Origin of the sequence: Escherichia sp. HH091_1A, from assembly GCF_030295175.1 — a bacterium.
GTDB lineage: Bacteria > Pseudomonadota > Gammaproteobacteria > Enterobacterales > Enterobacteriaceae > Escherichia > Escherichia coli_F.
Map to the genome: position 1 here is coordinate 3082487 of NZ_AP025747.1, position 14127 is coordinate 3096613.

The 14127-nt window shown below is 52.2% G+C and carries 11 protein-coding genes; 5 read left to right on the plus strand and 6 right to left on the minus strand.

Annotation, left to right across the window (positions count from 1 at the left end):
- Positions 1-11: 11 nt before the first annotated feature.
- The 3 genes from QUF14_RS15535 to aegA all read right to left on the minus strand — a co-directional run bounded on the left by QUF14_RS15535 (position 12) and on the right by aegA (position 3803).
- Positions 12-1055, minus strand: coding sequence for a DUF1176 domain-containing protein (locus tag QUF14_RS15535; protein ID WP_001270520.1), 1044 nt, complete (start codon positions 1053-1055; stop codon positions 12-14).
- A 125-nt stretch (positions 1056-1180) separates the two neighbouring features.
- Positions 1181-1756 carry a GDP-mannose pyrophosphatase NudK gene (gene nudK / locus QUF14_RS15540; RefSeq protein WP_001353047.1) on the minus strand — a complete coding sequence of 192 codons (576 nt, stop codon included), beginning with the start codon at positions 1754-1756 and terminating at the stop codon, positions 1181-1183.
- A gap of 67 nt (positions 1757-1823) precedes the next feature.
- Positions 1824-3803 (minus strand): formate-dependent uric acid utilization protein AegA, encoded by a 1980-nt coding sequence (aegA, locus tag QUF14_RS15545; RefSeq protein ID WP_001078894.1) that lies wholly within the window; start codon positions 3801-3803, stop codon positions 1824-1826.
- A gap of 205 nt (positions 3804-4008) precedes the next feature.
- On the opposite strand from aegA, the gene narQ reads away from it, so the two are divergent.
- The gene (gene narQ, locus QUF14_RS15550) at positions 4009-5709 is read left to right on the plus strand and encodes a nitrate/nitrite two-component system sensor histidine kinase NarQ (RefSeq protein WP_001353046.1); all 1701 of its coding nucleotides are present in this window, start codon (positions 4009-4011) and stop codon (positions 5707-5709) included.
- A gap of 163 nt (positions 5710-5872) precedes the next feature.
- Positions 5873-8986, plus strand: coding sequence for a multidrug efflux RND transporter permease AcrD (acrD, locus tag QUF14_RS15555; RefSeq protein WP_001273157.1), 3114 nt, complete (start codon positions 5873-5875; stop codon positions 8984-8986).
- A gap of 98 nt (positions 8987-9084) precedes the next feature.
- Here the strand turns inward: acrD and ypfM are convergent, their stop codons facing one another.
- A complete protein-coding gene (gene ypfM, locus QUF14_RS15560; RefSeq protein WP_001386977.1) occupies positions 9085-9144 on the minus strand; it encodes a protein YpfM in 60 nt (19 codons plus the stop codon).
- Positions 9145-9524: 380 nt separating this feature from the next.
- On the opposite strand from ypfM, the gene QUF14_RS15565 reads away from it, so the two are divergent.
- From QUF14_RS15565 to QUF14_RS15575, 3 genes are read left to right on the plus strand one after another with little or no spacing between them, the layout of a single operon-like run.
- Positions 9525-9881 (plus strand): ArsC family reductase, encoded by a 357-nt coding sequence (locus tag QUF14_RS15565; RefSeq protein WP_000258228.1) that lies wholly within the window; start codon positions 9525-9527, stop codon positions 9879-9881.
- Between the two features lie 3 nt (positions 9882-9884).
- The gene (gene dapE / locus QUF14_RS15570; protein ID WP_100733739.1) at positions 9885-11012 is read left to right on the plus strand and encodes a succinyl-diaminopimelate desuccinylase; all 1128 of its coding nucleotides are present in this window, start codon (positions 9885-9887) and stop codon (positions 11010-11012) included.
- A 27-nt stretch (positions 11013-11039) separates the two neighbouring features.
- On the plus strand, positions 11040-11240 hold the full coding sequence (locus tag QUF14_RS15575) for a YpfN family protein (protein WP_000383836.1): 201 nt from the start codon (positions 11040-11042) through the stop codon (positions 11238-11240).
- 94 nt (positions 11241-11334) lie between these two features.
- On the opposite strand, the gene ypfH is transcribed toward QUF14_RS15575, so the two are convergent.
- Positions 11335-12036: an esterase gene (gene ypfH / locus QUF14_RS15580; RefSeq protein ID WP_100733740.1), complete on the minus strand. Its 702-nt coding sequence runs from the start codon at positions 12034-12036 to the stop codon at positions 11335-11337.
- A gap of 73 nt (positions 12037-12109) precedes the next feature.
- Positions 12110-14125 carry a tRNA cytosine(34) acetyltransferase TmcA gene (gene tmcA / locus QUF14_RS15585; RefSeq protein WP_100733741.1) on the minus strand — a complete coding sequence of 672 codons (2016 nt, stop codon included), beginning with the start codon at positions 14123-14125 and terminating at the stop codon, positions 12110-12112.
- Positions 14126-14127 lie beyond the last annotated feature (2 nt).

Here is a 14127-nt window from a genome sequence, read left to right on the forward strand (position 1 = left end):
CGCCATTTTGTTTAACGGGTGATCCACAACGTGGGCCAGGCGTCTGGTCCATGCCAGTTATCGCAGGTGGGTTCTGCAGCGTAACGCACCAGGCGAAAACGCTGACCGTCAAAGCGCCAGCGCGCCTGAATGCCACAATCGCTTAATCCGCGCCCTTTCGCTAAGGTCACCAGTTCACGCGATTTTTCATCGAATGTTGCGTTCATCAGTTCCAGTTCATTGGTCTCCTGACCGTTGTTGAACGGTAAACGCAACCGTACCGGGCGCGAGGCCAGTGGCTTTTTACGCGACACAATCCACGCAAGATCAATGGTGTTATACGCGCCTGCTTCACAGCTAATCATCATTAATGCTTTATCGTCGGTCAGCGCCGTAACGCTCACTTCACGACGCAACGGATCAAGCGAACAGCGCAGACCATTCATCCGCCAGTTACCGTAATCCAGCAAATCGTTACGTTCTTCACGAGAAAGAGGGGTCGGCGTCGGGTTCACTACCGCGACCTCTTTTAGCGCAGGCGCTGGCGGTACGCTGAGCGGCGGTTCGTCCCCTTTCTTTATCCAGGCGGTTTCACTGCCGAGGCGCTTTTGCTGAGCATCTATAAACAACAACGCCGCTTTTAAGCCACTCAGAGAAATGGTCTGATTGCCGTCGCGTAAGGTGATCGCCTTCCCTTCCTGAATCATCTGCAAAAACGCGGTGATGGTTGCCGTATCATCGGTTACTAATAACCATGGTGAAATCCGCCACTTGTCACCACTTAACGCCAACGGCTCGCCATCTAACAGCAGCCGTGGCGCTATCTCCCCTTCCGACGCATCCGGCGACTTCAACCCGCCGCGCTCAATACGTAAAACGGCATCGGTATGCGCCCCGGCGCTGCGGCTCAGGGTCATCACCAGTCCATTATGATCGCCCGTATTGCGCGCCACACAAAAATTTTGATTATTACAGGTGACCTGCCAGTCGGAAAATGCCCGTTGCGCTGGTGCCGCCCACACCAAAGACGTCGGCAACAAAGCGAAAAAAAAGAGAAGGAAAATGCGATAGCGCATGGACGGTACGACCCCAGAAGTTCAAACAAACAGCACAAGTCGTATCTTCGTTGCGCAGGTAGCGCGGCTCAATCGGATTTATCGGATTGAGCCAATAATAAACAACGAAATATTATTGTTATTTTTCAGTCCATTAAATGTGATGTTTGCAAATAGTTAAGCAATAACACCGTCTTACCGTCACGTATTTCGCCGCTTTTGATCATCTCCAGCGCCTGGCTGAACGGCAGCTCGAGCACTTCAATATCTTCATCTTCGACACCACCGCCCGCATTAGCGCGCTGGCTGTCACTGTATTCGGCGATAAAAAAGTGGATTAGCTCAGTCACACCGCCTGGCGACATATACAGTTCAAATAATTTGCGCACTTCGCCAACTTCATACCCCGTCTCTTCAATCGCTTCTTTGCGAATACACACTTCCGGTTCGTCGTTATCCAGCAGCCCGGCGCAGGTTTCAATCAGCTGCCCGCTGTCATTGCCATTAACCCAGGTAGCGACGCGGAACTGACGAATCAGAACGACGGTCTTTTTCTTCGCGTTGTACAGGAGGATCGTCGCACCATTACCGCGATCATAAACTTCACGTTTATGGCGGATAACTTCGCCATCTTTTCGCGTGAGATCGTAAGTTATGTTGTGCAGGGTGAAATAGTTATCGGAGAGAATTTTGTCTTTAATGAGGGTGATTTGTTGCGTCATACCGACTCCACAGCGCGAAATGAACAATTATCTTACGCTGTGAAGTCAGTTTTGTCTGCGCAGGCTATCAGTGAGATTTGACTGATTTTACCCCCAGCCAGTCAATGATCCCCTGTGCCGCATGACGTCCTTCTGCCATTGCGGTAACCACCAGATCCGCACCACGCACGGCATCGCCACCGGCGAAGATTTTCGGATTCGTGGTCTGGTAACGGTACTGGCTTTCCACATCCGCGATGATGCGGCCCCATTTGTCTACCGTTACACCGTGCGACTCCAGCCACGGCATACCATGAGGATTAAAACCAAATGCCATGATCACCGCATCGGCTGGCATCACAAACTCACTGCCTTCCACCGGCACCGGACGCCGACGCCCCTGGGCATCCGGCTCGCCAAGACGCGTACGCAGGAAACGAATTCCGCAAACATGACCTTGCTCATTCAGCTCAAGCGCCACCGGCTGGACGTTAAATTCGAAGTTTGCCCCCTCTTCGCGGGCGTTCTTCACCTCCTTCTTCGAGCCAGGCATGTTAGCTTCATCACGACGATAGGCACAGGTGACATTACTCGCGCCATGGCGCAGCGCGGTACGCACACAGTCCATCGCGGTGTCGCCACCGCCCAGTACCACGACATTGAGTCCGGCGGTATTGATAAACGGCTCTTCAGGTAACTCTTCAAGTCCCATCACCTGTTTAGTGTTGGCGATGAGGAATGGCAGCGCGTCATAAACGCCCGGCGCATCTTCATTAGGTAAACCCGCTTTCATGGAACGGTAAGTGCCTACGCCAACGAAGACCGCGTCGTATTGTTCCAAAAGCGAATCCAAAGTGACATCTTTACCCACTTCACAATTGAGTTCGAAGTGAATCCCCATCGCGCTGAAGATTTCCCGGCGACGCGCCAGCAGGGACTTATCCAGTTTGAAAGAAGGAATGCCGAAGGTGAGCAGGCCACCGATTTCTGGATGGCGATCATACACCGTCACCTCCACGCCATTGCGGATCAGAACATCCGCACAGGCTAGCCCTGCCGGACCTGCACCGATAATCGCCACCCGCTTATCCACTTTGATGACATGGCTTAAGTCAGGACGCCAACCTTTCGCCAACGCCTGATCCGAAATGTAGCGTTCGATGTTGCCGATAGTTACCGCTCCGTGCTCATCGCGAATGGTGCAGGCTCCTTCGCACAGACGGTCTTGCGGGCAAACACGTCCGGTAATTTCTGGCAGGGTGTTGGTCTGGTGAGAAAGCTCGACGGCGGCGTCGATATTTCCGGCTTTCACCAGCTCTATCCACTGCGGAATGTGGTTATGCAGAGGGCAGGTCCATTCACAAACGCTGTGCTCGCCGCACTTCAGGCAACGCGAGGCTTCCCGTTGTGCCTGGTCGGCGCGAAATGGCAGATAAATTTCATCAAAACCAGTTTTGCGCGCTTCAATCGCCAGTTTATCCGGCTCGCCTCGCGCGGGGGTTGCCTGCATTTGCTCGACTTTACTCATCGCCGGCATTTCTGGTGCCCCAGTACTGGCATGCCACGGTTGATGCTCCTGACGTGAGGTGCGCAGGCGGCGAGATTTCGCTATGCCGGAGAGTGCGGCGTCAGTGACCAATTGCAGAGCGTCCGCCGGACAATTCTCGACACAGGCAGGACCGCTTTCGCGACCTGCACAAAGGTCGCATTTATGCGCCGTGGCTTTAACTTTGCCTGCCGCGACGGGTGTCAGGACGATTTGCATCGTACCAAATGGACAAGCAACCACGCAGGATTTACAGCCAATACACTTTTGCTGATTGACCTGAATGCTGTCATCAACATGGCTGATCGCGCCATTAGGGCAACTACGGGCGCAGGGCGCATCTTCGCAATGGTGACAGGTCACCGCACTACGTTGCTGCTGATGTTTGATAACCGTAATTCGGGGATGAAAATGGTGTTGGCTCAGGACATGTTGCTCATCATTGTGAGCCATGACACAGGCGATTTCACAAGCATGACAACCCAGACATTGCTGACTGTTGGCCATAATAAAACGATTCATAACGACCTTCTTTTTTGGTTGTAAAAACCTTATTCTTTATATGAGTGTTGTTATTACCCGACTTACAGGGGAATCGGCAATGTTCATGTGCCCAGAATAAGTCACTATTTCGCTATAAACTGTGGCAGATCAAATAATCCCATCACTGATTAAATTGCATTTCAGCAAACTGGAACATTAATGATTTTATGTGGAGAAGACGCGTGTGATTGTTAAACGCCCCGTCTCGGCCAGTCTGGCCCGGGCCTTTTTTTACATTGTGCTGCTGTCGATTCTTTCCACGGGTATCGCACTGCTAACTCTGGCGAGCAGTTTGCGCGACGCTGAGGCTATCAATATTGCCGGATCGTTGCGTATGCAGAGTTACCGCCTGGGCTACGACTTGCAAAGCGGCAGTCCACAACTCAATGCGCATCGCCAGCTGTTCCAACAGGCACTGCACTCACCGGTGTTAACCAATCTCAACGTCTGGTATGTGCCAGAGGCAGTAAAAACCCGCTATGCGCATCTGAATGCCAACTGGCTGGAGATGAATAATCGGCTCAGCAAGGGCGATTTGCCGTGGTATCAGGCCAATATTAATAATTATGTTAATCAGATAGACCTGTTCGTGCTGGCTTTACAGCACTACGCCGAACGCAAAATGCTGCTGGTGGTGGCGATCTCCCTGGCTGGCGGCATCGGTATTTTCACGCTGGTCTTTTTTACTCTGCGCCGCATACGCCATCAGGTGGTTGCCCCGCTGAATCAGCTGGTTACCGCCAGTCAGCGTATTGAACACGGCCAGTTCGATTCGCCGCCGCTGGATACCAGTCTGCCCAATGAGCTGGGACTGTTGGCCAAAACCTTTAACCAGATGTCGAGCGAGCTGCATAAATTGTATCGTTCGCTGGAAGCTTCAGTAGAAGAAAAAACCCGTGATCTCCACGAGGCCAAGCGTCGCCTGGAGGTGTTGTATCAGTGTTCGCAGGCGCTGAACACCAGCCAGATAGATGTGCATTGTTTCCGCCATATTTTGCAGATTGTTCGCGACAATGAAGCGGCTGAATATCTGGAGTTGAATGTCGGTGAAAACTGGCGGATTAGTGAAGGGAAACCAAACCCCGAATTGCCGATGCAGATTTTACCGGTAACGATGCAAGAGACGGTTTACGGCGAACTGCACTGGCAAAATAGCCACGTGTCATCATCAGAACCGCTGCTTAACAGCGTTTCGTCGATGCTGGGGCGCGGTTTGTACTTTAATCAGGCGCAGAAGCATTTTCAGCAGTTACTGTTGATGGAAGAACGTGCCACCATCGCACGGGAATTACATGATTCGCTGGCCCAGGTGCTTTCTTACTTACGTATCCAGTTGACGTTACTTAAACGTTCGATACCGGAAGATAACGCCACCGCACAAAATATCATGGCCGATTTCTCCCAGGCATTGAATGATGCTTATCGACAGTTACGCGAGCTGTTGACCACGTTCCGCCTGACGCTGCAGCAAGCGGATCTTCCCTCCGCGTTGCGGGAAATGCTGGATACGTTACAAAATCAAACCAGCGCAAAACTGACTCTCGACTGCCGTCTGCCAACACTGGCGCTGGATGCGCAAATGCAGGTGCATTTGTTGCAAATTATTCGCGAAGCGGTACTCAATGCGATGAAGCACGCCAACGCCAGCGAAATAGCCGTTAGTTGCGTCACCGCGCCGGACGGCAATCACACAGTCTATATCCGTGATAACGGGATTGGCATCGGAGAACCGAAAGAACCCGAAGGTCACTATGGTCTGAATATTATGCGCGAACGCGCGGAACGACTGGGTGGAACGCTGACTTTTTCACAACCTTCCGGTGGCGGCACGTTAGTGAGTATTAGCTTTCGCTCTGCGGAGGGTGAGGAAAGCCAGCTAATGTAATGCCACCTACTTACCAAAGAATACTTGCACTTAAGGTTCAGTATAAAAGGGCATGATAATTTACATTAACTCCTTTTTTTCTCCACGATTGGTCCGTACCTTGCCGCTACAGTGAAGCAAGGCATGCCAACAACAATACGCAGAAACACGAGGTCCTCTTTTAATGGCGAATTTCTTTATTGATCGCCCCATTTTTGCCTGGGTGCTGGCAATCCTGTTGTGTCTGACAGGAACCCTGGCGATTTTCTCATTGCCCGTTGAACAATACCCGGATCTTGCACCGCCTAACGTGCGAGTAACCGCTAACTACCCCGGCGCATCGGCTCAGACGCTGGAAAACACCGTGACCCAGGTTATCGAGCAAAATATGACCGGCCTCGATAATCTCATGTATATGTCGTCTCAAAGCAGTGGCACCGGTCAGGCATCTGTCACCTTAAGTTTTAAAGCGGGCACCGATCCGGACGAAGCAGTGCAGCAAGTACAAAACCAGCTGCAATCAGCCATGCGAAAGTTGCCGCAGGCGGTGCAAAATCAGGGCGTGACGGTGCGTAAAACCGGCGATACCAACATTCTTACCATTGCCTTCGTCTCTACCGATGGTTCGATGGATAAGCAGGATATTGCCGATTACGTTGCCAGTAATATTCAGGACCCATTAAGCCGCGTGAATGGCGTCGGGGATATCGATGCCTATGGTTCGCAATATTCAATGCGTATCTGGCTGGACCCGGCGAAACTCAACAGTTTTCAGATGACGGCTAAAGATGTCACTGATGCCATTGAGTCACAGAACGCGCAGATTGCGGTTGGGCAACTTGGTGGTACGCCTTCCGTCGATAAGCAGGCGCTCAACGCCACCATTAACGCCCAGTCACTGCTGCAAACACCAGAACAGTTCCGCGATATCACCTTACGGGTGAATCAGGACGGCTCAGAAGTAAGGCTGGGCGATGTCGCCACCGTCGAAATGGGGGCAGAGAAATACGATTATCTCAGCCGCTTCAACGGTAAGCCAGCCTCCGGGCTGGGGGTAAAACTGGCCTCCGGCGCGAACGAAATGGCAACAGCGGAGCTGGTACTCAATCGTCTCGACGAACTGGCGCAGTACTTCCCACATGGACTGGAATACAAGGTGGCATATGAAACCACCTCATTTGTTAAAGCCTCCATTGAAGACGTGGTGAAAACGCTGCTGGAAGCTATCGCCCTGGTTTTCCTCGTTATGTATCTGTTCTTGCAAAACTTCCGTGCCACGCTGATACCAACTATCGCCGTGCCGGTGGTGTTGATGGGAACCTTCTCCGTACTTTACGCCTTCGGTTACAGCGTCAACACCTTAACCATGTTCGCGATGGTGCTGGCGATCGGTCTGCTGGTGGATGACGCCATCGTGGTGGTGGAAAACGTCGAACGTATTATGAGTGAGGAAGGACTCACTCCTCGCGAAGCCACACGTAAATCGATGGGGCAGATCCAGGGAGCACTGGTCGGGATTGCGATGGTGCTGTCGGCGGTATTTGTGCCAATGGCCTTCTTCGGCGGCACCACCGGAGCTATCTATCGCCAGTTCTCTATTACCATTGTTGCGGCGATGGTGCTGTCAGTACTGGTAGCGATGATCCTCACTCCGGCTCTGTGCGCCACGCTACTTAAGCCACTGAAAAAAGGTGAGCATCACGGGCAAAAAGGCTTTTTTGCCTGGTTTAACCAGATGTTTAACCGCAACGCCGAACGCTACGAAAAAGGGGTAGCAAAAATTCTCCACCGTAGCCTGCGCTGGATTGTGATTTATGTCCTGCTGCTTGGCGGCATGGTGTTCCTGTTCCTGCGTTTGCCGACGTCGTTCTTGCCGCTGGAAGACCGTGGCATGTTTACTACCTCGGTACAGTTGCCCAGCGGTTCAACCCAACAACAGACCCTGAAAGTCGTTGAGCAAATCGAGAAATATTACTTCACCCATGAAAAAGACAACATCATGTCAGTGTTTGCCACCGTTGGTTCTGGCCCTGGGGGTAACGGGCAAAACGTGGCGCGAATGTTTATCCGCCTGAAAGACTGGAGCGAACGCGACAGTAAGACCGGCACCTCGTTTGCCATTATCGAACGTGCAACGAAGGAATTTAATAAGATTAAAGAAGCTCGCGTTATCGCCAGCAGCCCGCCAGCAATTAGTGGCCTTGGCAGTTCTGCGGGTTTTGATATGGAGTTGCAGGACCACGCTGGTGCGGGTCACGATGCGCTGATGGCAGCACGTAACCAGTTGCTGGCTCTGGCGGCGGAAAATCCGGAGTTAACCCGTGTACGCCATAACGGCCTCGACGACAGTCCGCAGTTGCAGATTGATATCGATCAGCGTAAAGCTCAGGCGCTGGGCGTTGCTATCGACGATATTAACGACACGCTGCAAACCGCGTGGGGTTCGAGCTATGTGAATGACTTTATGGATCGCGGTCGCGTGAAGAAAGTCTATGTGCAGGCAGCTGCGCCATATCGCATGCTGCCAGATGACATCAATCTCTGGTATGTACGAAATAAAGATGGTGGCATGGTCCCCTTCTCTGCTTTCGCGACCTCACGCTGGGAAACAGGCTCGCCGCGTCTGGAACGCTATAACGGTTATTCAGCGGTAGAGATTGTCGGGGAAGCCGCGCCGGGGGTCAGCACCGGTACGGCAATGGATATTATGGAATCGTTAGTGAAGCAGTTGCCAAGCGGCTTTGGTTTGGAATGGACGGCGATGTCGTATCAGGAGCGACTCTCCGGCGCGCAGGCTCCGGCGCTGTATGCCATTTCATTGCTGGTGGTATTCCTGTGTCTGGCGGCGCTGTATGAAAGCTGGTCGGTGCCGTTCTCGGTGATGCTGGTCGTGCCGCTGGGCGTTATCGGCGCGCTGCTGGCAACATGGCTGCGCGGGCTGGAAAACGACGTTTACTTCCAGGTAGGCCTGTTAACGGTGATTGGTTTATCGGCGAAAAACGCCATCCTTATCGTCGAGTTTGCTAACGAGATGAACCAAAAAGGCCACGACCTGTTTGAAGCGACGCTCCACGCCTGCCGTCAGCGTTTACGTCCGATTCTGATGACCTCTCTGGCCTTTATCTTCGGCGTATTGCCAATGGCAACCAGCACAGGGGCCGGTTCCGGTGGCCAGCATGCGGTGGGTACTGGCGTAATGGGCGGGATGATTTCGGCCACGATTCTGGCTATTTACTTCGTGCCGCTGTTCTTTGTGTTGGTACGCCGCCGCTTCCCGCTGAAGCCACGCCCGGAATAAGCAATTAAAAAGGCGACATACCAATGTGTCGCCTTTTTCAACTTTCCGATAAAGAACCTGTTCAGCAGGTACTTTCTGTTTGTACTTTGTCTCAGGAATTACTTACGAAGCATAACTTCGATAAAGTCTTTCCAGTTCCCCAGTTCACGTTCAATCATAACAACCTCTCTTATAATTATGGGTATTCTACGGAAACAATATACCGTGGTGAAGCTAATTTACTCGATTGCTGCGATGACTACCTCCGGGGGACAAACTTTATGTAAATACTATGGTCCTGCAGCAATGATTTGTATGTGATACACAGCAACATTTCGAGATATTCATACGGAATCTAGTACTGGTTTAATTCTGTTTAAAATACAGGCAGATAACAAGATGAATATTCTTAATGCTTACGTTAAAAATGTTTAATATTATTTAATAGTTGTTAATTTGAATACTTCGATAATGTTATATTTCTTGATAATGATTTGCAGGCAAAATGTTTTCACCCTTAAATGAGTATTTATTCTCATAAATCGAAAAAGGATTCATTATGGTTACACTTTACGGCATCAAAAATTGTGACACCATTAAAAAGGCTCGCCGTTGGCTGGAAGCCAATAACATCGCCTATCGTTTTCATGATTACCGCATTGATGGGCTGGACAGCGGATTATTGAACGGTTTTATCAACGAATTAGGCTGGCAAGCGTTACTCAACACCCGTGGTACAACCTGGCGTAAACTGGACGAAACCACCCGCAATAAAATCACCGATGCGGCCTCTGCGGCGGCATTAATGACTGAAATGCCTGCAATTATCAAACGCCCATTGCTCTGTGCGCCCGGGAAGCCTATGCTGCTGGGTTTCAGTGATTCCAGTTATCAGCAATTTTTCCATGAGGTGTAGTCTATGTCGTGCCCGGTTATTGAGCTGACCCAGCAGCTTATTCGCCGCCCATCCTTAAGCCCTGATGATGCGGGATGTCAGGCAATCATGATCGAACGTCTGCAGGCGATCGGTTTTACCGTTGAACGCATGGACTTTGCCGATACGCAAAACTTTTGGGCGTGGCGTGGGCAGGGCGAAACGTTAGCCTTTGCCGGACATACCGACGTGGTACCGCCTGGCGACGCAGACCGTTGGATTAATCCGCCGTTTGAACCAACCATTCGTGACGGCATGTTGTTCGGGCGCGGCGCGGCAGATATGAAAGGCTCACTGGCGGCGATGGTGGTAGCAGCAGAACGTTTTGTCGCGCAACATCCCAACCATACAGGTCGACTGGCATTCCTGATCACTTCTGATGAAGAAGCCAGTGCCCACAACGGTACGGTAAAAGTCGTCGAAGCGTTAATGGCGCGTAATGAGCGTCTCGATTACTGCCTGGTCGGCGAACCATCGAGCATCGAAGTGGTTGGTGACGTGGTGAAAAATGGTCGTCGCGGATCGTTAACCTGCAACCTCACCATTCATGGCGTGCAGGGGCATGTAGCCTACCCGCATCTGGCTGACAACCCGGTACATCGCGCAGCACCTTTCCTAAATGAGCTAGTGGCTATCGAGTGGGATCAGGGTAATGAATTTTTCCCGGCGACCAGTATGCAGATTGCCAATATTCAGGCGGGAACGGGCAGTAACAACGTTATTCCGGGTGAACTGTTTGTGCAGTTTAACTTCCGCTTTAGCACCGAACTGACGGATGAGATGATCAAAGCGCTGGTGCTTGCCCTGCTTGAAAAACATCAACTGCGTTATACGGTGGATTGGTGGCTTTCCGGGCAGCCATTTTTGACCGCGCGCGGCAAACTGGTGGATGCGGTCGTTAACGCGGTTGAGCACTATAATGAAATTAAACCGCAGCTACTGACCACAGGCGGAACGTCTGACGGGCGCTTTATTGCCCGCATGGGGGCGCAGGTGGTGGAACTCGGGCCGGTCAATGCCACTATTCATAAAATTAATGAATGTGTGAACGCTGCCGACCTGCAGCTACTTGCCCGTATGTATCAACGTATCATGGAACAGCTCGTCGCCTGATGAGTGGTTCTGCAAGAGGAAATAAGCATGGACTGGCTGGCTAAATATTGGTGGATTCTGGTGATTGTCTTTTTGGTTGGCGTCCTGCTGAACGTGATTAAAGATCTCAAGCGCGTCGACCATAAGAAATTTCTCGCCAACAAGCCGGAGCTTCCCCCGCATCGTGATTTCAACGATAAGTGGGACGATGACGACGATTGGCCGAAAAAGGATCAACCGAAGAAGTAAGCTAAGTGGCCGGATAAGGCGTTAATGCCGCATCCGGCAATGGTGAACGATGCCTGATGCGACGCTCACGCGTCTTATCAGGCCTACCAGGCTATTATTGCATCATTTCAATTACATCATCATCGCCAGGTTTGCCACCACTTAGCGCTTCGTCGAAATAATGTTTCGGTATGGTATAACGCAAGTGATCCAGGGCAAATTGCATACTGCGATTGTCGATTGCATGGCCTAAATCCTCCACAATATCCAGCGTCACGTCACCACCGGCACTGATTAACGCTTCCTGCGCCGCAACCGCATGCGCCAGATCGATAACCGGATCTTCACCGCCATGAATCAGGTGAATTGTCGTGGCTGTAGACGCAGTTTCCGGCAGGCTGGCATAACGTCCGTTAAAAGCAATGACGCGTGAGGCTAGGCCCGGTTCGGCTTTAATGCTCTCCAGCGCCATAATCGCGCCTTGAGAGAAACCGATTAATGCCGTGGCGGTAGCCCCTACTCCGCTCTGTTTCTGCCAGTAGCGTACAGTCTCAATAAAGGTCGGCATGATGGCATCCACACGCGCCTGGCGATTATCTTCCGTAATACCCTGTACCGAAAACCACTGACGCCCCGCCGGATTACCGCTCGGCTCCGCGCCACCGACGCTCACCACCAGTGCATCAGGAAACAGCGGCGCAAACCAGCTGCCGATCTCACCCATCGCTACCGGGTTATCCCCGACACCGTGGAAAAGCAGTAACAACTGTTGTGCAGGTTTATCCGGGCTTTGAACAACAAAATGGTCATGTTTCATGGCGAACTCCTTAACTGATGTCATTAATTTTACGCCGCTGACTCACAATGACCATGGGAGAAAATTGAAGGAGTCAGTGAAAAAATTGCCATTGCGTTATGCGATCGCGCAGACGCTCAGTGCGAACATTATCAAGTGCGAACAGCGCCTGCGCGGCCTCCTCTCGCTGACGGGCCAGTAACATCTTGCGGCCTGAAAGTTTAAGTGTGGTACATAACTGCGCGTCAATGGCGTTTTTCTGTAAACGACCACGCAGCGCCGGTAATGCCAGTTCACTGGTTTGTAGCAGACGCGTTAAGCAACCTAACGACGTTAATAGCGGACGATGAGCGAAAGCAAAACCGGCCAGTTCAAGCCAGTCGTCCTTAGAAAGGACGGCATCATTTCGTGGATCGACGGGGAGCGTTTCGCCATTCCACTGCGTGAGAGCATGCACATCGCGACGTAAACGGTAATGCTCACGTTCAGCCAGCTGTTTACCCGCATCACTCATCGGTAACAGTGCCATCGCCGTATAGCAACCGCTGCTGGCTTCACGATGATTACCCATTCGCACCAGCACAAAACCGCAGCGTTGCCAGAAACGCCATAACTCCGCGGTGTAGCCAAAACACACCGAAAGATAGTCGAGGTCATGCGTATAATTTAAAGCACGGGCAATAAGCTGTTGCCCAATGCCTTCACGCTGACGAGCTGGATGAACTGCTATCCTGCTGACCCGCCGTCCGCGCAATGTCGCTGCCTGTGGATTGCTGCCGTGCGCCGCCAGCGACTGGGCTACCAGATTACCGCGCGGGCGACGAAAACCTGCCCATACCGCCTGGCTGAGTTCTTGAGATAATCCGCCCTCATCCACCAGCCACAGCGCCCCGGCGATCTCGTTTTCACAAGCCGCCTGGAAAAAATGTTGCCCAGGTGCATCCATCATGCGGCGTAAATCCAGCGGCGAGGTCCGGTAGTGCGCGCCAGACAATAGCTGATATACCTTTAACGGTGTATCCGGATCGCTTCGCCATAAGGTCTGTTCAAAAGCGGAAATGACGATATTGCCTTGTGGTGTATGGGTGAAGTTTTCATCGTCAAAAACCAGTGCCTCGCTGACCATTTTTTCCAGCGGGCATCCCTGCGCCCAGCGGATCGGCTGTTGCAATTCGAAACGGTGTAAATGCGGGAAACGCGCACAAAATTTCAGCAAAAAACCACGTCCGGTACCTTCGTAGCCCTGTACCGTAGTGGTTAACAACGTTCGAGGAAAACGCGATACCAGTTGATGCAACAACGGCGCAGGTATGGCTGCGGCTTCATCGACCACCAGCCAGTCGGCTTGCTCATCGCTGGCTAACAAGGCATCCGGCGCAATAAAGCGAAACTTTTCGCCCGCAAATTGTGCCAGTACATCCGTTGCCGCTTTTGCAGGCGCGGTGACAATCGCACTGCCCGCAATACGAGAAATGAGTTGCCCTGCCAGCGCCGACTTACCGCGCCCACGCGCAGCAGTTACCGCTGACACACCCGGCGGCATGGTGAGTAGCTGCTGTAAGAGTTGCTGTTGTTCTGGTTGTGGTGCGCCGGTCGCGGGTTGCCAGTCAGTACGGGGAATAAAATGCGTCAACGTGAACTGCTGGTTTTGCCGCCAGAGGATAGCATCGTGATCCGCCGTAAGTACGCGTTTGAGGTGCCGGACAAAATGCGGCGTCGCAATAGGGTCAGGGCAATCACTCCAGCGCAGCGAGTCGGCATCAGGTTGGTTTTCCCACTCTTCCCATACAGGGAGTAACAACACCAGCCAGCTTCCGGCTTTCAACGTTCCGCTAAGTGCAGCAAAGGCAGCGGCATCAAAGCCCTGGCGGGCGTCGAATATCGCATGCCGGAATTCGCGTCCAAGTAAAGTTTGTAGCGCCGAGGGAGTACAGTGGTTTTCAGCGACTGGCTGCGGCGAAACCCACAACCAGTCGCCAGGTAAGGCATCACTCAACTTAAGCGCAAGGTTAAAGCACCAACGTTCTTCCCCGCTCAACACCAGCAAGCGGCGGATCCCTTCACGTTTCATTTGCGCTGTTAATGGGTGAAGCGCAGTCAGTTCAGCCATCC

What these genes read in the sequence shown, in the direction of transcription:
- QUF14_RS15535 (WP_001270520.1), bottom strand. Translation starts at nt 1,055, where the DNA reads ATGCGCTATCGCATTTTCCTTCTCTTTTTTTTCGCTTTGTTGCCGACG.
- nudK (WP_001353047.1), bottom strand. Translation starts at nt 1,756, where the DNA reads ATGACGCAACAAATCACCCTCATTAAAGACAAAATTCTCTCCGATAAC.
- aegA (WP_001078894.1), bottom strand. Translation starts at nt 3,803, where the DNA reads ATGAATCGTTTTATTATGGCCAACAGTCAGCAATGTCTGGGTTGTCAT.
- acrD (WP_001273157.1), top strand. Translation starts at nt 5,873, where the DNA reads ATGGCGAATTTCTTTATTGATCGCCCCATTTTTGCCTGGGTGCTGGCA.
- QUF14_RS15565 (WP_000258228.1), top strand. Translation starts at nt 9,525, where the DNA reads ATGGTTACACTTTACGGCATCAAAAATTGTGACACCATTAAAAAGGCT.
- dapE (WP_100733739.1), top strand. Translation starts at nt 9,885, where the DNA reads ATGTCGTGCCCGGTTATTGAGCTGACCCAGCAGCTTATTCGCCGCCCA.
- QUF14_RS15575 (WP_000383836.1), top strand. Translation starts at nt 11,040, where the DNA reads ATGGACTGGCTGGCTAAATATTGGTGGATTCTGGTGATTGTCTTTTTG.
- ypfH (WP_100733740.1), bottom strand. Translation starts at nt 12,036, where the DNA reads ATGAAACATGACCATTTTGTTGTTCAAAGCCCGGATAAACCTGCACAA.
- tmcA (WP_100733741.1), bottom strand. Translation starts at nt 14,125, where the DNA reads ATGGCTGAACTGACTGCGCTTCACCCATTAACAGCGCAAATGAAACGT.